At 71.6% G+C, this 19752-nt stretch carries 11 protein-coding genes; 3 read left to right on the top strand and 8 right to left on the bottom strand.

From position 1 onward, the window contains the following. Positions 1 to 551: 551 nt before the first annotated feature. Positions 552 to 1577 carry a low-specificity L-threonine aldolase gene (gene ltaE / locus AC6JA9_RS08065; RefSeq protein ID WP_223784874.1) on the bottom strand — a complete coding sequence of 342 codons (1026 nt, stop codon included), beginning with the start codon at positions 1575 to 1577 and terminating at the stop codon, positions 552 to 554. Positions 1578 to 1624: 47 nt separating this feature from the next. Between ltaE and nth the strand changes: the two genes are divergently transcribed. Beyond that, positions 1625 to 2389: an endonuclease III gene (gene nth / locus AC6JA9_RS08060; protein ID WP_223746447.1), complete on the top strand. Its 765-nt coding sequence runs from the start codon at positions 1625 to 1627 to the stop codon at positions 2387 to 2389. Here nth and def read toward each other — a convergent pair. From def to AC6JA9_RS08040, 4 genes are all read right to left on the bottom strand, one after another. Then, the gene (gene def, locus AC6JA9_RS08055; RefSeq protein WP_223746446.1) at positions 2349 to 2876 is read right to left on the bottom strand and encodes a peptide deformylase; all 528 of its coding nucleotides are present in this window, start codon (positions 2874 to 2876) and stop codon (positions 2349 to 2351) included. The two genes, nth and def, sit on opposite strands and share 41 nt — an antisense overlap. Positions 2877 to 2964: 88 nt before the next feature. Continuing rightward, positions 2965 to 9513 carry a response regulator receiver protein gene (locus tag AC6JA9_RS08050; protein ID WP_497959374.1) on the bottom strand — a complete coding sequence of 2183 codons (6549 nt, stop codon included), beginning with the start codon at positions 9511 to 9513 and terminating at the stop codon, positions 2965 to 2967. Positions 9514 to 9528: 15 nt separating this feature from the next. Further along, positions 9529 to 11922, bottom strand: coding sequence for a replication restart helicase PriA (gene priA / locus AC6JA9_RS08045; protein WP_223746444.1), 2394 nt, complete (start codon positions 11920 to 11922; stop codon positions 9529 to 9531). A gap of 170 nt (positions 11923 to 12092) precedes the next feature. Continuing rightward, complete coding sequence (locus AC6JA9_RS08040; protein ID WP_223746443.1) at positions 12093 to 15119, bottom strand: sensor histidine kinase; 3027 nt, start codon at positions 15117 to 15119, stop codon at positions 12093 to 12095. A gap of 335 nt (positions 15120 to 15454) precedes the next feature. On the opposite strand from AC6JA9_RS08040, the gene AC6JA9_RS08035 reads away from it, so the two are divergent. Further along, a complete protein-coding gene (locus AC6JA9_RS08035; protein ID WP_223784869.1) occupies positions 15455 to 16126 on the top strand; it encodes a GNAT family N-acetyltransferase in 672 nt (223 codons plus the stop codon). A gap of 266 nt (positions 16127 to 16392) precedes the next feature. Here the strand turns inward: AC6JA9_RS08035 and AC6JA9_RS08030 are convergent, their stop codons facing one another. From AC6JA9_RS08030 to galU, 3 genes are all read right to left on the bottom strand, one after another. Then, the gene (locus tag AC6JA9_RS08030; RefSeq protein WP_141332251.1) at positions 16393 to 17022 is read right to left on the bottom strand and encodes a glutathione S-transferase family protein; all 630 of its coding nucleotides are present in this window, start codon (positions 17020 to 17022) and stop codon (positions 16393 to 16395) included. A 160-nt stretch (positions 17023 to 17182) separates the two neighbouring features. Then, positions 17183 to 17938 carry a hypothetical protein gene (locus AC6JA9_RS08025; protein WP_223784868.1) on the bottom strand — a complete coding sequence of 252 codons (756 nt, stop codon included), beginning with the start codon at positions 17936 to 17938 and terminating at the stop codon, positions 17183 to 17185. Next, the gene (gene galU / locus AC6JA9_RS08020) at positions 17935 to 18837 is read right to left on the bottom strand and encodes a UTP--glucose-1-phosphate uridylyltransferase GalU (RefSeq protein ID WP_223746440.1); all 903 of its coding nucleotides are present in this window, start codon (positions 18835 to 18837) and stop codon (positions 17935 to 17937) included. The genes AC6JA9_RS08025 and galU overlap by 4 nt, the downstream gene beginning before the upstream one ends. Before the next feature lie 60 nt (positions 18838 to 18897). Here galU and AC6JA9_RS08015 point away from each other — a divergent pair, with 60 nt between their 5' ends. Next, a complete protein-coding gene (locus AC6JA9_RS08015; protein ID WP_223746439.1) occupies positions 18898 to 19749 on the top strand; it encodes a hypothetical protein in 852 nt (283 codons plus the stop codon). Positions 19750 to 19752 lie beyond the last annotated feature (3 nt).

Raw genomic sequence — 19752 nt, 5'->3', positions numbered from 1 at the left:
GGCGAGGAGGGGCAGTCGACGCACGGCCCGGCGAGCGTACCACGCCCCTGCCGCGAGGCATGCCCACCCCGCCCCCCGGTGCAGCAGGCAAGGGAGCTCGGCCGAGGGGCTCCATCCGTTGGCGCCGAGCCCGCATCCGCGTTGCGCCCAGGGCACACCAGAGTCGCCGCGGGCCCTGCCCTGCGGCGCTGCGTCCCGCGGCCACCGCGCGACATGCTCACGGATTGAACGCCCAGGCTGCCCGGCGGCGACTGCCGGCACAGCAAGCGCGGATGCCGTGTCCACGATGACGGCAACCCATCGCATCGAAGTGAAACGAGAGGGGCCTGACCTGAGCACGCGGTGGACGCAGGCAATCGCCTTGTCGATGCCGGTGGCGGACGTGCTCCGCGGTGTCACCCCACGGCACAGCTCGCGCTGCCGGGCACTCACGCGCGACGGCAGCGTGCGACATACGCACGCCGTGGCCTTGTCTCGAGGCCCGTGGCGGACACCTTCGCAAGGTGCGGCCCTCCACGGTCCAGCTCAAGCCGCCGGGCGCGGCACGCGCGCTACTTCAGCGCGCGACGCACACGCGCCACGGCCTCGTCGATGTCCGCGGCGGACACATCCAGGTGCGTCACCAGGCGCACCGTGTGGGGGCCGCCCGCGGGGTTCGTCAACACACCTTGGGTGCTCAGCAGCGGCACCACCTCCCGGGCCGGACGCGCGAACTCGGCGAAGACCATGTTCGTCTCCACCCGCTTCACGTCCACCTTCACGCCCGGCACCTCCGCGAGCCCCGCCGCGAGGCGACGCGCGTTCGCGTGGTCCTCCGCGAGCCGCTCCACGTGATGCTCCAACGCGTACAGCGCCGCGGCCGCGAGGATGCCCGCCTGACGCATGCCTCCGCCCAACCGCTTGCGAAGCCGGCGCGCCTCGCGGATGAGGTCCGCACGTCCCACCAACGCCGAGCCCACCGGCGCTCCCAACCCCTTCGAGAAGCACACCGCCGTCGTGTCCGTCAGCTTCGCCCACGACGACGCGGGGACTCCCGCCGCCACCTCCGCATTGAACAACCGCGCGCCATCCAGGTGCACCGCCAGCCCCGCGTCACGCGCCACCTTCACCACCTGGGCGAAGCGCTCCACGGACCACACCGCGCCACCGCCCCGGTTGTGCGTGTTCTCCAGCGACAACAACCGCGTGCGCGGATTGTGGATGTTCTCCTCGCGCACCGCCGCCGCCACCACCTCCGGCGACAACACACCCCACTCGCCCGGCAAAGGCTGCGGCTGTACGCCCCACAGCGCCGGAACCGCGCCGCCCTCGTAGTGCAGGATGTGACTGCCCGCCTCGGTCAGCACCTCGTCCCCCTGCCGGCAGTGCGCGCCGATGGCCAGCTGGTTGGCCTGCGTGCCGGAGGGCACGAACAGCGCCGCCTCCAGCCCGAGCCGCTCGGCCACCTTCGCCTCCAGGCGCAGCACCGTGGGGTCCTCGCCATAGACGTCGTCGCCGACCTCCGCCTCGGCGATGGCTCGCCGCATCGCCGCGGTGGGCTTCGTGACGGTGTCGGAGCGAAAGTCGATGGGCTTCATGGTTCTCCCGAGAGTGGACACAGCCGGTGCTTGGGGACCCGGCAAGGGTGACATACAACGGCCGCGTGCCCGGACGTGAGACAGCGGCGGCGAAGCGCGAGCGCGCGGTGAAGGTCATGGAGCGACTGGAAGCCTCCATGCCCGACGCGCGCATCGAACTGGACTACCAATCCCCCCTGCAGTTGCTCGTGGCGGTGATGCTGTCCGCCCAATGCACCGACAAGCGCGTCAACATGGTGACGCCCGCCCTCTTCCAACACTTCCCCGACACCCAGGCGTACGCCCAGGCCAAACCGACCGACGTGGAGCCGTTCATCCGCACCTGCGGCCTGTACCGCGCCAAGGCGAAGAACATCGTCGCGGCGGCGAAAATCCTCGCCGAGAAACACGGCGGCAAGGTGCCACTCGAGCGTGACACGCTGGCGGAGCTCCCCGGCGTGGGCCGCAAGACGGCGGGCGTGGTGTGCATCCACCTGGGCGGCGACAACGCCTTCCCCGTGGACACGCACGTCAAGCGGCTCGCGTACCGGCTCGGCTTCACCCTCCAGGAGGACCCCGACAAGGTGGAGGCCGACATGCAGGCCGTCCTGCCCCCGGAGCGCTGGATGATGGGTCACCAGCTCCTGGTGTGGCACGGACGACGCACGTGCTTCGCCCGCTCGCCCGAGTGCGCCCGCTGCGTCGTGGCGGAGCTGTGCCCGAAGAAGGGCGTCGATGCGCGTGAGGCGGGGCCGGAGAAGTCCCCGGCCCCGGCTCGCGTGAAGAAGACGGCTACCGCGAAGCGCCCAGCTCGTTCTCGCGCGAAGCCTTGAGGCGCTTCATCCGCTTGCGGATGAACTCGCGCTTCAGCGTGGAGACGTGGTCCACGAACACCGTGCCGTTCAGGTGGTCCGTCTCGTGCTGCACGGCGATGGCGAGCAGCTCGTCACAGCGCAGCGTCTGCTCGTTGCCGTCCACGTCCAGGTACTTCACCGTGACGACGGCGGCGCGGTCCACGTCCTCCGACTCACCGGGGATGGAGAGGCAACCCTCGGTGTAGGTCGTCTCGCCCTCCAGGGTGATGATTTCGGGGTTGATCATCGCCAGGGGCTTGGACTCGGGCTGGCGGGGCGTGGTGTCCAGGACGATGACGCGCTGGAGCACGCCCACCTGCGGCGCGGCGAGCCCCACGCCATCGGCGGCGTACATCGTCTCGAACATGTCCTTCACCAGCGCGCGGACGGAGTCGTCCACCTTCGTCACCGGCTTGGCCTTCTGCTTCAGGATGGGGTCGGGCCAGATGAGGATTTCACGAACCATGCGGGCCGTCTTAACGCCCCCCGCGCGGACGGGCAACCCCGCCCCGGCCGCCGCCCGCCCTCCCTTCGCGCAGGACGTCCACCCCACGTCAGTCGAGCAGGCTCCGTGCATACTCGGCGCGCAGTCGGTCATCCCCCAGGGCCTGGGCCGCCTCGGACAACACGCTGCGAATCTGCTGCGCGCGGTGCTGGAGGGCCGGGTCCGGATGACCCGCGAAGCGCAGGGGGTGGAACTCGGCGGTGAGCAGCTCGTAGGCCCGCTTGACCTCCTCGCCGCCCGCCGTGCGCGCCAGCCCCAGCACGGTGAAGTAGTCCGCGTCTTGAATCTCCTCGAACTTCGACTCCAGCCGGCGCACGTCAAGCTCGGGAGGCAGCTCGTCGGAGTCCTCGGTGCTCGCGGGCTGGAGGGTGATGAGGCCCAGCGTCCTCGCCACGGAGAGGGCCTTCAGCGCCGAGTCCTGGGGCAGCCCCGCCCCGAGCAGCAGCGCCTCCAGCGTGTGCTCGCCGTCCACCTGGGAGAGCAGCTGCAGGTCCCTGGCGGGCAGGCCGAAGTCGTCGGGCGCGAGGTGCAGGTCGCCACGGGTGACGCGGGCGCGCAGGCTGCCGGCGGCCTCGAGCAGGGACTCGGCGGTCAGCGTGTTGCGCAGGGACTCGGCCAGGAGGAACAGGGGCGGCCGGGTGGCGGCGGCGAGCGCCACCTCGTGTGGCACCGGCTCCTGGACCAGTCGGTACAGCGTGGAGGGCTCGGAGAGGGCGTCGAGGAAGACCTGCTCCGTGTAGCGCTGGACCAGGGGCACGGACTCGGACTCGCGCAGATAGCCGCGTCCCCGGAGCGCGTCGAGCAGCGCGCCGGTGGTGGCGCTGCGCACCAGTCGCAGCTCGCCTTCCTGCCTCGCGTCGATGAGGCCATCCGCGCGGGCGCGGTCGATGAGCGACTCACCGGGAGCCGATGAGACGGCGCCCACGAGCAGGCCGTCTCGCAGCCACAGCACGCGCAGCGCGTTCATCACCTTCAGCTCCAGGCGCACCTCCATGCGCGCCTCGCAGAGCCGGAGCACCAGTCGGGCGAGACCTTCCTGTGTGACGCTGCCGCTGCGCGAGACCGCGAGCTCCGGACGTCCTGGAGGTGCCTCCAGGGGGAGCAGCGCCGCTCGGGCCTGCGCGGCGGCCTCCTCGGCCTCGCGACGTCCCCGCTCCTCGAGCTCCAGTCGCTCCTGCTCGGCGCGGACACGCTCCTCCGCGGAGTCCTTCTCCAGGCGGGCCTTCTCCTCGCGCAGCGCCTCCAGGGCCGCGCGGGCCTCGTCGTGCTCCGTGCGCAGGCGCGCGAGCTCCGCGTCCGTCTGCTCGAGCTGTCCCTGAAGCTGGGTGGCGCGGGCCTCGGCGGCGCTCAGCGCCTGGGCCTGTTCCTCGATGCGCGTCTCCACGGCGGCGCGCTGACGGGCTTCCGCCTCCAGGCGCACTTCCAGGGCGGTGCGGTGACGGCCCTCCGTCTTGGCTCGAGCCTCCGCGTCGACCAGGGCCTGCTCCGCCTTTCGGGCGCGGGCCTCGGCGTCCGCGCGGACCTCGGCCTCGGCGGCGGCTCGCGCGTCCGCCTCCGCTCGCTGACGGGCCTCTGCTTCCGCTCGCGTCTCCGCGACGACTCGCTGCTTCGCGTCCGTGTCCGCTCGGGCCTCGGCTTCGGCGCGCTGACGGGCCTCCGACTCGGCGAGCGCCTGGGCCTGCTTCGTCTCGGATTCGGTTTCCTCGCGCCGCTTCGCCTCGGCTTCGATTCGGGCCTCGGCCTCCTCGCGCAGCTCCACCTCGAACGCGGCCTCGGCTTCGGCGTCCTCGCGCCGCTTCACCTCGGCTTCGATTCGGGCCTCGAGTTCCGCGCGCTGTCTTGCCTCGGCCTCCGCCCTCGCTTCGGCTTCCTGGCGCTGCTTCGCTTCGGACTCGGCTCGCGCCTCCGCGTCCTTGCGCTGCGACTCCTCAATCTCCGCACGGGCCTCGGCTTCCTTGCGCTGCTTCTCCTCGGCCTTGGCGCGAGCCTCGAGTTCCTTGCGCTGCGACTCCTCAATCTCCGCGCGGGCCTCGGCCTCCTTGCGCTGATTCTCCTCGGCCTTGGCGCGAGCCTCGAGTTCCTTGCGCCGTGATTCCTCGGCCTTGGCGCGGGCTTCGAGGTCCTTGCGCTGCTTCTCCTCGGCATTGGCGCGCGCTTCGAGGTCCTTGCGCTGCTTCTCCTCGGCCTTGGCTCGGGCCTCGAGGTCCTTGCGCTGCTTCTCCTCAGCCTTGGCGCGCGCTTCGAGGTCCTTGCGCTGTTTCTCCTCGGCCTTGGCTCGGGCTTCGAGCTCCTTGCGCTGTTTCTCCTCGGCCTTGGCTCGGGCTTCGAGGTCCTTGCGCTGCTTCGCTTCGGATTCGGCTCTCGCTTCCGCCTCTTCGCGGCGCTTCGCTTCGGATTCGGCTCTCGCTTCCGCCTCTTCGCGGCGCTTGGCTTCAGCCTCGGCGCGTGCGGTGGCTTCCTCTCGCTGCTTCTCCTCGAGCTCCGCTCGCGCCTCGGCCTCCTCGCGCGCCTTGGCTTCCGCTTCCGCTCGGGCTTCGGCCTCTTCACGAAGCTTCGTCTCGGCCTCGACCTTCGCTTCGGCTTCGGCGCGAGCCTGCTCCTGGGCTTCGGCCCGGGCTTCCGCCTCTTCGCGCGACTGGGCCTCCTGCGCGAAGCGCTCTCGTGCCTCGGACGAGGCTTGGGTCTCCAGTTGCGTGAGCGCCTGGACCTCGGCCCTGGCGCGCGCCTCCGCCTCCTGGCGCGCCTTGGCTTCCGCTTCCGCTCGCGCCTCGGCTTCGCTCCTGGCTCGCGACTCCAGCTCCGCCTGGGCTTCCGCTTCCGCGCGAGCCCTCGACTCCGCCCTCGCTCGAGAGTCCGATTCGAGCCGGGCCGCATCCGCGACCTCCGCCCGGGCCTCGGCCTCTGCTCGGGCCAGGGCCTCCGCGCCCGCCCTCGCCTCCGCTTCGACGAGCGCCACTTCCGCGGACTTCACTCGTGCCTCGAGCGCCTGTCTCGCACGGACCTCCGCCTCGGCTCGCGCCTCCGCGTCGACACGGCCCGCGGCCTCGTCCTCGAGGCGGAGCTCGACCTCCTTCATCGCCTGCGCCGACGCGGCCTCTCGCGTTTCAGACTCCGCGAGCTTCGCCTCCAGCTCCACGAGCCGGGCCTGCGCCTCCGCCCGGGCGAGCGACTCACGGTCGGCGCGCTCCTGCGCATCATCCCGGGCGATGAGCGCCTCGCGGACCTCCGCCTCCGCGCGCGCCAGGGACTCGGCCGACTGCTTCGCCTGCTCGCGCGCCTCCGACGTCGAGGTCTCCAACAACGCGCGCAGCTCGATGAAGTCCTGCTCTCGCGACTCGATGCGTCCGAGCGTCGCCTTCGCGGCCTCGTCCACGGAGGCCCGCGCGCGCGCCTCGGCTTCCGCGAGCGCCTCCGCCTCCACCAGTCGCGCCTGGAGCTTCGCGAGCTCCGTGCGCAGGGTCTCCGCCTCCGAGCCACTGCGCACACCCTGCTCGGACTCACGCTGGCGAAGCAGCTCCAGCTCGGCCTCGAGCTCCCGCCGCGCACGCGCCTCCCGCGCGAGCGCCGCCGCGTTCTCGTCTTCTCTCGCTCGGGCTTCCTGGAACTGCTGGTCCACCTCCGCCAGCAACGTCGCGTCGCCAGAGCGCTCCTCCTCGAGGACCTCGAGCCGCGTCTGGAGCGATTGGAGCTGCTCTGTCTGTCGGTCTCGCGCGGTCTCCGCGTCCACGCGCAGCGCGGCTTCGCGGTCCAGGATGGTGCGCAGGGACTCGCTCAGCTCGCGGGCCTCCTGGGCCTGTCGCCCGGTCTCCTGGCGAAGCGCGCGCTCCTCATCCAACGCGGCCTTCAGCGCGTGGACCCGCTCGTGCGCTTCCTCCAACTGGCGCTCGAACTCCTCCCAGCGCGCGCGCAGGGTCGGGTCGTCCACGGTGCTCGCCGACACCGCGTCCGCGGTCTGCTCCGGCGCGGTTCCGACGGAGGGCTCATTCGGCCCGGGCTCGTCGGGAGAGGCGGTCCTCGCGGTCTCATCCGGAGACTCCGTGTCGGCGTCGAACCAGCCTTCGCTCGCGGGGGGCTGCGTCGAAGCAGGCAGCTCGGGCTCCGCGTCGAACCAACCGGAGGAGGCCTCGGGCTCTTCGGGAGACGCGACGGCTCGCGCGTCCGCATCCACTCCCGACGCGGTGGGGTCGGAGGGCTCGACCGTGTCAGCCCAGCCCGCGGCGACGTCCGCCATCGAGGTGTCGGCGTTGGCTCCCGCCGTCCCCCAGCTCACCGCCACGCCGGATGCCGAGGCGTCCGCCCTGGCGCTGGTCCAATCGTCGTCGTCCCCCGGCTCCGACTCTCCGAGGGCAGAGGGTGGAGTCGTGGACTCGGCCGACTCCGGTGCATCACCGGAGGGCTCCGGATGCGCTGCTTCCGTCGTGTCCTCTCGAGTGTCGAGGGCGGGCGCCTCGAGGTCGCTGCCGCTCGAGGCCGTGACCTCCGGAGGCGACTGCTTCTCGTCGGACTCGGAGTCGAACCAGTCCTCGCCCACCTGGCGGTTGTTGGCGGACTCGGGGGGCGTGCTCGCGGAGTCTTCGTCCTCGGCTCGGACCTTGGCTTGGAGCTCGGCCTCCAACACGTCCCAGGGCGAGGCAGGCAAGGCCTCTTCTTCTTCGCCTGTCGCTTCGGCGGAGAACTCGGTTGAAGGTGCATCCGCGCTCGCGTCGATGTGCGCGGGCAGGGTCGGTTCATCCGACGTCGTGAAGCCCTTCGCGGCGTTCTCGACCTCGGGGTCGGGCGGAAGCTCGGTCCAGGCAGACGCGTCGACCGGCTCGGGTACGCGTTGCTCGGCATCACGCATCGCGGCCAGCTCCGCCTCGGCCGCCGAGAGCGCATCGCCTTGTGGCGCGGGAGCGTCGACGTCGAAGAAGCCTTCCTCACCGAGCTGCGGCGACTGGGTCTCGGGCCGAGTGGCGGCGGAGACGGGCTCCTCCGTCCAGGCGAGCTTGCCCACCGGCAACGGGGCTTCGTCCCCCGCCGAGGACGCGGCGGACCACTCCGCGGAGACGGCCCCCGTGTCGGAACCACTCACGCCATACAGCACGGTCGCTGGACCGCCTGAGGCGCCACTCGTGCTCCCGGCGTCTGACGCGGGAGGCCCGAAGCCAGCCGAGAACGTGTCGTCTCCCGCTCCCTCCACCATCGCGTCGGGGCCCGGAGCCACTGCGTACCCCGTGTCGGTTCCCTCCGCGGGAAGCGCATCCGCGCCGTCGGACAGTTGCGCGTCAGCGGGTGACGTCGTGGCCGCCGTGAAGCGGGCCTCCGCGGACTGGGGCGACGTGGCCTCGAACGCCCCCTGTTCCGTGGGCTCGCTCGTCCACTCGTCGCCGATGGACGCGTCGTCAGCGCCCTCGCCCAGGAGGTCGCCGCGCTCGTCGGTGACGGCTCCCGTCCACGGCGCGTCGCCGTACACGCGGGTGTCTCTTCCGACACGAGCCACGCCTGGCGGTGTTCCCCATGCATCGGCGCCGTAGTCATCCGACGCCTCTCCCTGCTCGGGAGCGACACCTGTCCAATCCGTGCCGTCGTTCGTGCTCACGGAGTCCAGGCCCGGTGCGGTGCCGTGCTCCGGAGTCCCCTCCGTCATTCCATCGCCACCGTAGGCGTCCGCGCCCGAAGGCGTGCCCTGTTCCGCCGCGTCGTCGAACCAGGTCTGCGGACCGTGGGCTGCTTCCGGATTCGAAGCGGGGGCCGTTTCCTGCTCGGTCCATTCAGCGTTCTCCGTCGCCGGAGCCTCGCCCTCCCACGACGGTGCATCCGCCTGGGGCCCCGCGCCGCCATCGCCCGGAAACGCGGACTCGCCCTCGCCCCGGAACACCTCGTCCGCGGGCAGCGCGCTCTCGTCGAACGCGCCCTCCCCCGCCACCGCCGCGCCCCAGTCCTCGCCGCCTCCCGCCAACGCGGTCTGCGCCGAGGCCAGCACCGCGGCCTCCTCCTCCTGCTGAACCTTCTCCAGCGTCGACTGCACGTCGAGCGGCGCGCGCCGAGCCTGCTCCTCGTGCTCGCTGCGCTCCTCGCGCGTCATCGCCGCCAGCTCCCAGTCCGTCTGGTGCAGCGGCGCCAGGTCGCCGAACAGCGCGTTCGCCAGCGTCGGGTCCCCACCCACCGCGGACCCGGGCGCCGTGGCGTGCCACGTCTCCGCGTCCTCCGCCCCCTTCGCCTCGGGCATCCCCGGCAGGCTCCGGTTCTCCAGCACATGCCACGCGTCCGCCGCCGACGGCGCGCGGATGAGCGAGTCCACCAGCTCCACGAAGCTCGTCCCATCCAACGGCAGTGGCGCCACCGGCGCGCTGAACCCCGCGATGGGCTCGCCCAACAACAGCACCCGGGCCACCTTGCCGTCCGGATGCTGGAGCAGCTCCTCCAGCACCAGCCGACCCCGGCCGCTCTCCACGCCAGGAGCCAGCACGATGAGCGCCGGCAGGTGATGCCCGTAGGCGATGAGCGCATCCGCGGCGGAGGTCGCGAGGATGACCTCGTGCCCCTCACGGGTGAGCAGACGCCGCACTGCGGCGATGGTGGCGATGTCGTCGTGGACGAGGAGGACCGGTGCGCCCATGGGGGGGCACCGAGTCTACAGCATGGCCCCCGGATCCACGTCGAGGACGACCTTCACCGCGGAAGGAACGTCGGCCAGGGCCGTCTCCACCCTGGCGAGCAGCGGGGCGAGCGCCACATGTGTCGGCCCCTTCAAGAGCAGCTGCCAGCGCGTCTTCCCCCGGATTCTGGCGATGGGCGCCACCGCCGGCCCCAACAGCCGCACCCCCGCCGACGCCGGGGGCATGTTCCGGGAGACGAGGTTGCCCAGGTGCCGGGCCACGCTGGCCACCTGCTCCGGGTGCTCCCCCTCCAGTCGAATCGAGGCCATGCGCGCGAAGGGCGGGTACGCCAACGCCTTGCGCCACTCCAGCTCCTGCTGGGCGAACCCGTCGAAGTCGTGCGCCAGCACCCGCTTCACCGGCTCCGCGTCCGGGTTGTAGGTCTGCACCAGCACCCGCCCCGGGTCCTTGCCCCGCCCCGCCCGCCCCGCCACCTGGGTCAACAGGTGGAAGGTCCGCTCGGCGGCTCGGAAATCGGGAATGGCCAGGGACGTGTCCGCCATGACGACACACACCAGCGTCACGCCCGGGAAGTCGTGCCCCTTGGCCACCATCTGCGTGCCCACCAGCACGTCCAGCTCCCGGCGGGCGAACGAGGCCAGCAGCTCCGTCAGCCGCTCCGCGCTGGTGGCCGAGTCCCGGTCCAGCCGCGCCACCCGCGCGTTCGGGATGCGCTCGACGACCTCCGCCTCCACCCGCTCCGTGCCGATGCCCAGCTTCAGGATGGGGCCCGTGCACTCCAGGCACCGCTCGGGCACGGGCATCGTCAGCCCGCAGTAGTGGCACACCACCCGGTTCTGCGAGCGGTGGTGCGTCAGGCACACGTCGCACGAGGTGCACTTGAGCGACAGGCCGCACACCTCGCACAGGAGCACCGTGCTGTGGCCCCGGCGGTTCAGGAACAGGATGACCTGCTGGCCCTTGGCGAGCGTCTCCTCCATGGCCTGCAGCAGCGGCGGGCTCAGGATGGGCGCCTCCTCCGTCACGATGCCCTCGCGGGGGCGCTCCTGACGCAGGTCCACCAGCTCGATGGAGGGCATGGGCCGGTCATCCACCCGCCGCTTCAGCTCGAGCAGCCGATAGCGCCCCTTCTTGACGTTCTCCAGCGTCTCCAGCGCCGGCGTGGCCGAGCCCAGCACCACCACCGCGCTGGCCTGCTTGCCGCGCACGACGGCCAAATCACGCGCCTGGTAGCGCAGGCTGTCGTCCTGCTTGAAGGACGGGTCGTGCTCCTCGTCCACGACGATGAGCCCCAGGTTCTCCACCGGGGCGAACACCGCCGAGCGCACGCCCACCGCAATCTTCACCTCGCCCCGACGCAGGGCCTGCCAGTGGAACAGCCGCTCGCGGTCCTTCAGCGCCGAGTGCAGCACCGCCACCTCCGCGCCGAAGCGGCTGCGGAAGCGGCCCACCAGCTGCGGCGTCAGGGCAATCTCCGGCACGAGGATGAGGCTGCTCTTGCCCAGGGACAGCGCGTGCTCGGCCGCGCGCAGGTACACCTCCGTCTTGCCGCTGCCCGTCACGCCGTGCAGGAGGAAGGGCTGGAACGCGCCCGCGTCCAGGGCGCCGCGCAGCTGCTCACCGGCGGCGGCCTGTTCGGGGGTGAGGCGGTCGGGGCGGCCCTGAATCAGCCCCTCCTTCACGCCCGCCTCCAGCTTCTTCTCCTCGATGCGCACGAGGCCCTTGGTGGCCAGGCTCTTGAGGTGCGCTCTCGCGCCGGGAATCGCGTGGCTCACCTCCTCCAGCGGGGCGCTGCCGCCCACGGCCAAGAGGTACGCGAGCGCGGCGGACTGGGCATGCGCGCGCGCGAGCGCCGCGGGCACCTCGTTGACGAGCGCCACCGCGAACTGCTGCACATCTGGCTGGGCCTCCTTGCCGTCCACGGGCTTGGACAACCCCGGGGGCAGCGCGCCGCGGATGACCTCGCCCAGGGGGTAGCGGTAGTGCTCGGCCGCGAAGCGCAGGAGCGCGATGAGGTCCTTGGGCAGTGACGGCGAGTCCTCCAGCACGCGCTGGATGGGCTTGAGCCGGACCTTCTCGCCCAGCGTCACGGTGGAGGGGCCCAGGTAGAAGCCGAGCGCGGTGCCTCGGCCGAAGGGCACGAGCACGCGCTGCCCCGGGGCCAGGTTCCCCAGGAGGGCCTCCGGCACGGAGTAGGTGAATTCACCCCGGACGGGGCGGGCCACGGCGACGGAGGCCAGGACGGGAGGGTGCTCGCTCACTGCGAACGCCACTGTAGCGGCCTGTTCCGGTTGGGACAGTTCCCGGCGACGTCTCGCACCCAAGGTACGCAGCGGGATGGAACCCCTGGTGGAGGCCTCCTCCGCGTCGTCCGCCGTCGGCTCGTCCCACAACGGTCGCTGTTCCATGGCGCTCCCTTCGACCCACCGCCCCTGCCCCGTCCGTCCTGCTACCGGGGTCCACAGTGCCAGGGCTGTCTGACATGGGCGTCCCGAGGGACGTGGGCCGTCCGGCGCCAGCGCGTGCTCGCCCACCACCCGTCCGGGCGTGCGAGCCGTCCGACTCCGGCACGCGAACCTCAGCGCCGACCGAGCCGAGGCACCAGTCGCCGCAGTCCCTCCAGTGGCCGGCGCAGATAGGCGCGCTGGGCTTGCACCACGACCTGGATTTCGGTCCCGCGTCCCTCGCCGCTGATGATGTCGAGCCGGCCGCCGACCTTCTCTGCACGCTCGCGCATGCCGCGCAAGCCCCAGTGCCCAGCGCGTCCGCCCCGCTCCAGCGTGGCCACGTCGATGCCTCGGCCGTCGTCACGCACGCACAGCCGCAGCTCGGGGTGCTCGAACAGCAGGCTCACCTCGACCTCGCGCGCCTGGGAGTGCACGAACGCGTTGCCGATGGCTTCGCGGCCGATGCGATAGAGCTCGTCCGCGACCAGGGGCTCCAGCGTGCGCGCCTCGCCCCGCACCACCATGCGCAGCCGGGGCCCCTCCCGCTCGTCGAGCTCCCGCGCCAGGGACGTGAAGGCCTCGGCCAGGTCGTCCTTGCTCGCGGAGGTGTCCCGCAGGGAGCTCACCCGGTCCCGGCCCTCCGTCAGCACGGAGTCCGCGCGGTCCAACGCGGACTCGAGCCCGAGCCGCGCATCCCCCGCTGGAAGACTCGACGTCACCACGTGCACGTTGAGCACGAGCCCCTGGATGCCCTGCAGCAGGGTGTCGTGCAGCTCCCGGGCGATGCGCTCGCGCTCCGCGTGGCGCTCCTCCAGGCGCAACCGCAAGCGCTGCGTCACGCGCCACATCCGCAGCGCGTACAGCAGCCACAGGAGCCCCGCGCCCCCGACGACACACAGCACCGCGAACGCGCGCGTCTGGAAGAAGGTCGGCGCGATGTCGACCTCGAGCGACGCGCCCTGCTCGTTCCAGACGCCGTCCTCGTTGGCCGCCATCACCTGGAAGCGATAGTGGCCCGGCCCCAGGTTGGTGTACGTCGCCTCGCGCCGGGCGCCCGCGTCCTTCCAGCCGTCATCCACGCCTTCGAGCCGGTAGCGGAAGGTGACCCGCTCCGGCATCCCCAGGCTCAGCGCCGTGTAGGCGATGCGCAGCTCGCGTGTGCGCGGCGGGAGCGCCAGTCGCGCGGTGCCCGCGTACGACGTCTCGCCGGAGGACACGGAGCGAATCATGACCGGCGGGGGCAAGGCGTTGCGCTCGATGCGGCGCGGGTCCATCCAGCCCAGGCCGTTGACGGCGGCGAACCAGAGCCGACCGTCTGCTCCCCGCACCAGCGTGGGCAACGGGCGGATCTGCTGCGCGCCGCCAGGCATGCCGTCGTTCATGTCGAAGCGCTCGACGGGCATCACGAAGTCCGGCTCCGCCAGCGCGCGGCGCAGGTCCTCCGCGGCGATGCGCGCGCCACCCGCCTGGCCGTTGAGCCACAGTGCTCCGTCGTCCGTCTTCACCAGGCCGGTGAGGCCCGTCAGCACCTCGGCCTGCGTCGCCTTCAGCATCCGGAAGCGCGCGCCGTCGAACGCGGCCAGCCCCAGCGCGCCGCCCACCAGCGTGGTCTCTCCAGGGAGGATGGCCGTCACCGTGCCGGTGCGCAGGCCCTGTGCCTCGGTGAAGGAGCGCACGTGCGCGCCCTCGAGGATGACGACCTGGTTGGAGCTGTAGCCGAACCACAGGCGGCCCTGGTCATCCAGCACCGCGCGCGCGGGCGGCAGGTCCGGCAGCGCGGCGAGGCCCCCCTTCGGCGTCCAGGTCTCCCCATCCAGCCGGTACACCGTCGAGGCGCGGAAGGACACCCACAGCCGGCCCTCGGCGTCGCGCACGATGGCCTGGATGCGCTGCTCCTCTTCCTGCTCGGGGCGGGAGAGGGTCTCCACGTGGCCGGTCTCCGGGTCGAAGCGCCAGAAGCCCGACGAGCCGCCCAGGAGCAGGCGCCCGTCCGAGTCCAGCAAGGTGGCGGTCATCTCCCCTTCGATGCCGGGCACGCGGACCGGGGACGCCTCCAACCGCCACCAGAAGTCGGTGTTGCGCACCCGCATGGCGGAGCCCGACCACACGCGGCCCTGACGGTCCGCCACGAGCGCGAAGTAGCTCGTATGCGTGGGGAAGCGCAGGGTGGCGACATCATTGCGCCGGAAGCGGTCCACGCCGAGCTGGGTGCCGACCCAGACGTTGCCCTCGCGGTCCCGGAACAGCGTCATGGCCGCGTCCGACGAGAGCCCCTCGCGAGCGCCGAAGACATCGGTCGCCTCGGTGCGCCGGACGAACCGCCCCCCTTCGAAGGGCTTCGCGACCCGGCAGATACCGCCTTGCGGACACCCGACGAGCCAGTTGGAGCCATCCCGGTCGAAGACGGAAATCACCGCGTGGCTGCTCCACGCCTCGGCTGGGACGTGGGCCGAGGGCGCTGGAAAGCCAGGTCCTCGCAGGGGGCTGGCGCCGCGCTCGTCGTACCGCCAGAAGCTCCCATCGTGGCCCAGGACCAGGGAATGCAAGGTGGGGCCGTCGTGCTCCACGCGCTCGAAGCGACGGGTCCCGGGTCGCAGCACGTACACGCCGCTCGAGCCCACCATCCACAACGCGCCGCTCACGTCCTGGAGGCTGTCGGACCATTCATCCTCCGGCAGCCCCCAGCGAGCGTCCGCACGCGACCAGCCGCCCGCCTCGAAGACATGCAGCCCCTGGGGCGTGTGGGCCCAGGCACGCCCGTCGCCGTCCTCGTCGAAGGACTCCACGGGCTTGCCCTCGGGCAGCCCGCCCGGGGCGAAGTGGCGCACCTCGCCGCCCGCCCCGAGGACACTCGCGCCGCCGAAGGAGTAGCCGACCCAGAGGTCTCCGTTGCGAAGGGCGTGAAGCACGCCCACCGAGCGCGACGCGAGGCTCCCCTCGGGCAGCAGGTCGTGGCGCTCGAAGTGGACGCCGTCGAAGCGATACAGCCCCGAGGCCGTCCCCAACCACAGCCAGCCATCGCGCGTCTGCGCCATGGCCCAGACTCCGGCGGGCGCGCCGTCCTTCTGGGTCCACGCCGTGTGATGGAAGTCCTGGAGCGTGGCGTTCCGAGGCGCCTGGGCCCACGCCACCGACGAGGTCAGGACGAGCGCGAGCACGAGCCCACGGAGTCGTCCGCTCCTGTCATCGCATCGCGCCGGCCCGGGGGTGGCCTGGCCCCCGTCACACCCTGGTCGAACACCCATCGGGTCGCACCATAGAACGAGTCCCCACCCCGGCCAGGGCCCACGTGACGCGAGGGCTCCGACGTGAAGCCGGTCGGTTCGCCCGCGACCTGGCTGGCACGAAGGCGAGCGTGTCACCAGGTGCTCGGCGGAGGCCCTGGGTGGTGAGGCTCGCTCCAGGGATGGCGCACCGCGGAGGCGCCTGACTTCACGGCACGAGCGGGATGACGGACCCGCGCAGGGTGAGCCCGGGCTACAGTCCCTGACGCATGAGCGTGAGCATCGAGAGCCTGGGGCCGGAGCTGTTGGGACAGGTGGGCCCGATGTGCGCGCGTGCCTTCGATGACTACCCGTTCCTCGCGGAGCTCTTCCCCGGCCCCTCCGAGCGCCGGGCGCGGGTGTCGGCCGAGTTCTATCGGGCCACCGTGGAGGACTGCCTCGCGCACGGCGTGGTGCATGCCACCGTCGCGGACGGGCAGCTCACGGGCGTGGCGGCGTGGTTGAGTCCGGGCGGCTTCCCCCAGTCACTCGGACGGCAGGCCGTCTTCCTGCCCACGCTCTGGGCCGGACTGCGGTACTTCCCAGGGCGCGCGCGGCTGGCCCTCCAGGCGCTGGCGAGGCTGGAGCGATACCACCCGCACACGCCGCCCCACTGGTACCTGGCCACCATCGCCGTGGACCCGGCGCACCAGGGCAAGGGCGTGGGCGCGCGGTTGATGCGCGCGGGGCTGGCGCTGGCCGAGGAGACCCGCGCGCCGTGCTTCCTGGAGACGGCCAAGGCCTCCAACCGCGACTGGTATCAGGGCTTCGGCTTCGACCTGCAGCGCACCGAGCCCTGCTTCGACGGCGGCCCGCCGCAGTGGTTCATGTGGCGCCCCGCGCCCGCGCACGAGGCGCCCCGAGCTGACTCCGACGTCGCCCGGCGCACCTCGGGGGCATAGCAGGACGCACCCGCGAGCATCTCGCGCGAGGTGGCGGTCCGCCGACGAGCGACACACCACTGCATGCGCGAAGCACGTCGAGCGAGGGACCTCGCCCGCGCGAGAGGGGGCTCCCGACAAACGCCGCACCGCCACACGCGCGGCACCGGGCTCGACGCGCATCCGTCCACGGCCGTCGGGCCCGATGCGAAGCCGCGCGACAGCACCTCCCGCTCAAAGCCCACGGGACCGCGCTCACGGGCGAGCACGGCCCCGTCGCCGCTCGGCTACGCTCCGGTCACCTTGCGCCACGCGGGGCGGCCGCTGATGCGCTCCCACCACGCGGCCACGTGCTTGTGCTCGGCCAGCAGGGCCTTCTCCTCGTCGAAGGTGAGGAAGAACGTCAGGTCCGGCAGCCACGCCACCTCCGCGAGCGAGAAGCTGTCACCCGCGAGGAACGGCTGCTTCGCCAGCACCGGGTCGAGGATGGCGAACACCTTCGCCACGCCCTGACGCCCCTCGGCCACGCGGGCCTCGTCCACCGGGCCGCCGCCCATGTGCGGCTTGAAGAGCCGCTCCCACGACACCTTGAAGGCCGAGGGAGAGAAGTAGCACTGCTCCACGCTGAGGTACTGCTCCATCAAGCCGTAGGCCTTCGGCGCCGCGGGCGTGAGCGACGGCCCCGGCAGCACGCGGTCCAGGTAGCGGATGATGGCGCGCGACTCGTACAGCATGAAGCCGTCATCGTCCTCGAGCGTCGGGATGACGCCGAACGGATGCCGCGCGAAATGCGCCGGCGACTTGTGCTCGCCCTTCGTCAGGTCGACGAGCACGAGCTCCGCCTCGCGCCCCTTCTCCGCCAGCGTGGCGAGGACCTTGCGCGTACAGGTGCTCAGCGGATGGCCAAAGACCTTCATGTGCGTTCCTCCGTCAGTGGGCCGGCGGACAGCGACCGGACGGGCGTGACTCTTCAACGCGCCACCGGAACGTCGCAAGCGAGTCGCAAGGAACACCCGGCACCGCCCTCGCGCCTCGCCGTGACGCGTCAACGTCTCCGGCGAGGGGAGCGGTGTCTGGCTACGGCGTGAAGAGCTTGTCGGGCACGGTGGCCCGGGTGTCGCCCTTCAGCGCGGTGAAGCGCACGGCGCGCTGGTCTCCACGCCACACCTCGATGGTGCGCGGCATGGCCTCACCCACCGCGGGCGAGTTGTAGTCGAGGAAGCGCACGTCCCAGGCCACCTTCGCCGCGTCCGTGTAGCGCAGCCGCGCGGGGCGGAACGAGTCCTTGTACACCCAGAACTGGGGACGGTTCTCCCCCTGCTCGCCGAGCACGTACGTCACCTCTCCGCTGAAGCGCGCCAGGCCCGTGCGCGTCGTGTCGACGCCCAGCCCCTGCAGGTACTGCTGCACGGACTCCTTGAGCTGCTGCACGGGGCCGCCGCCCGCGGCGAACAGCGGGCACACCTGCGCGACGAGCACCGACAGGGACGCAATCTCGTTGCCCTCCAGCCGGCGACGCCCCGCCACCTGCACCACCGCGGAGCGCGAGTTGCCATCCGGCACGGACGCCTCGAAGCGGCAGCGCCCCGGCATGCGCAGGTACAGCACGCCGTCTCCCTGCACGTCGGGGCGGTCCGTCGCCGCGCCCAGCGCGGCGCCAGCCTCCTTCACCGCGGGACCCAGGAAGCTCAGCGAGCCCTCCACGCGCAGCCCGGACAGCTTGAGCTCGTCGCGCTCGGTCACCATGCGCCGGAGGATGGAGCCCCCCGGCAGCACGTAGGCGAAAGCGGTGAAGGACAGCAGGACTGCGACGAGTGCGACGATGCGCTTCACGGCTTCTCCGTCTTCACGACCTCACGCATGTACTCGAGCAGCCCGCCCCGCAGGTCGGGGCGCTTGAGCGCGTAGGCGATGTTCGCCTTGAGGTACCCCACCTTGTCGCCCGCGTCATAGCGCTGACCCTTGAATTTGTAGCCCAAGAGACCGTGCGACTGCTGCAGCGTGGCCAGACCGTCGGTGAGCTGGATTTCCCCGCCGACCCCGGGAGTCTGCTTCTCCAGGATGGGGAAGATCTCCGGCGGCAGCACATAGCGGCCGATGACGGCGAGGTTGGAGGGAGCGGTGCCCTTCTTGGGCTTCTCCACCACGCGGTCGATGCGGATGACGCCGTCGCCCAGGTCCGTGCCCGCGGCGATGCCGTACATGTGCGTCTCGTCGTCGGGCACTTCCATCAGCGCGATGACGGCCTGGTTGTACTTGCGGAACACGCGGGCGAGCTGGCGGATGCCCGGCTCCTCGGCGTCGATCATGTCATCGCCCAGGAGGACGCCGAAGGGCTCGTCACCGATGGCGCTCTTGGCGCAGAGCACCGCGTGGCCCAGGCCCTTGGGCTCCTTCTGGCGGATGCTGACCACGCGCACCAGGTCCGCGATGGCGCGCAGCTTGTCGGCGTCCGCCGTCTTGCCGCGGGCGCGCAGGGTGGTCTCCAGCTCGAAGCCGATGTCGAAGTGGTCCTCGATGGCGCCCTTGCCGCGGCCATTGATGAGGACGACATCCTCGATGCCGGCGGACACGGCCTCCTCCACGATGTACTGGAGGGTGGGCGTGTCGACGATGGGGAGCATCTCCTTGGGCACCGACTTGGTGGCCGGCAGGAAACGCGTGCCCAGCCCGGCTGCCGGGATGACACACTTGCGGATGAGGGACTCTGCCTTCGGTGTGTTGGCGGACATGAGGGCAGCGAATCTATTGGCGCCCTTCCCCCCCATCAAGCTGGTTAGGATGGCCATCCCATGTCGCTCCGTCCCGTCGTCCTGTTGTTGGCTGTGTGTGTCTCCACCGCCGCTTCCGCCCAGCCCTCCGAGGACCTGAGGGACATCATGAGCGCGCGCGCCTATGGCATGGGGGGCGCGTACCGCGCCCTGGGGTTGGGCACGGAGGCGGTGCTGGGCAACCCCGCCGCCATGGCGCTGTGGCCGGCCTACCGCTTCGAGGGCACGGGCGCGTGGGACACGGCGCTCAAGGAGGGCATGCTCGGCATCTCCGTCATCGACGGGGCCACCAGCAAGCTGGCCATGGGGGTGGACTACCACTGGGTCAGCCTGGGCCGGGGCGGTGCTCGCACCAGCGCGCATCTGAGCTCGCTGGGCGTGGGGTTCCCGCTGACCCCGGGCATCCTGATTGGTGGCGTGGCGCGCTACCTGCGCATGAGCGGCACGGGGCGATATGCCAACTCGGTGACAGTGGACACGGGCGTGCTGATGCGGCTGTCGCAGTCGTTCGTGGCCGGCGTGTCGGGGCACAACCTCATCAACACCGACAACGTGGAGCTGTCGCGCTACTACACGGGCCACATCGGCATCATGTCGGGGATGTTGACGCTGGCCGGTGACGTGCGCGCGGACTTCGAGACGGACGACAAGACGACGCTCACGTACGCGGGTGGGCTGGAGTACCTGATGGGGATGCAGGTGCCGATCCGCGCCGGCTATTCGTATGACGGCTTCACGCGCACGTCGCGGCTGAGCACGGGCCTGGGCTTCATGACGGAGCAGGGCGGCGGGCTGGACATCGCGTACCGGCACGAGCTGGGTGGGGAGAAGAGCCGCATGCTGGCGCTCACCATCCGCCTGCAGGTGAATTGAGGC

The sequence above is a fragment of the Myxococcus sp. MH1 genome, from assembly GCF_059738865.1.
Note: the sequence above shows the minus strand (reverse complement) of the source record. Positions and strands in the feature narration are given on the sequence as shown.

Bases quoted from the DNA above. Each gene is read 5' to 3' on its own strand.
- AC6JA9_RS08015 (WP_223746439.1), top strand. From the start codon at position 18,898: ATGTCGCTCCGTCCCGTCGTCCTGTTGTTGGCTGTGTGTGTCTCCACC.
- def (WP_223746446.1), bottom strand. From the start codon at position 2,876: ATGGTTCGTGAAATCCTCATCTGGCCCGACCCCATCCTGAAGCAGAAG.
- galU (WP_223746440.1), bottom strand. From the start codon at position 18,837: ATGTCCGCCAACACACCGAAGGCAGAGTCCCTCATCCGCAAGTGTGTC.
- priA (WP_223746444.1), bottom strand. From the start codon at position 11,922: ATGGAACAGCGACCGTTGTGGGACGAGCCGACGGCGGACGACGCGGAG.
- ltaE (WP_223784874.1), bottom strand. From the start codon at position 1,577: ATGAAGCCCATCGACTTTCGCTCCGACACCGTCACGAAGCCCACCGCG.
- AC6JA9_RS08035 (WP_223784869.1), top strand. From the start codon at position 15,455: ATGAGCGTGAGCATCGAGAGCCTGGGGCCGGAGCTGTTGGGACAGGTG.
- AC6JA9_RS08030 (WP_141332251.1), bottom strand. From the start codon at position 17,022: ATGAAGGTCTTTGGCCATCCGCTGAGCACCTGTACGCGCAAGGTCCTC.
- AC6JA9_RS08050 (WP_497959374.1), bottom strand. From the start codon at position 9,513: ATGGGCGCACCGGTCCTCCTCGTCCACGACGACATCGCCACCATCGCC.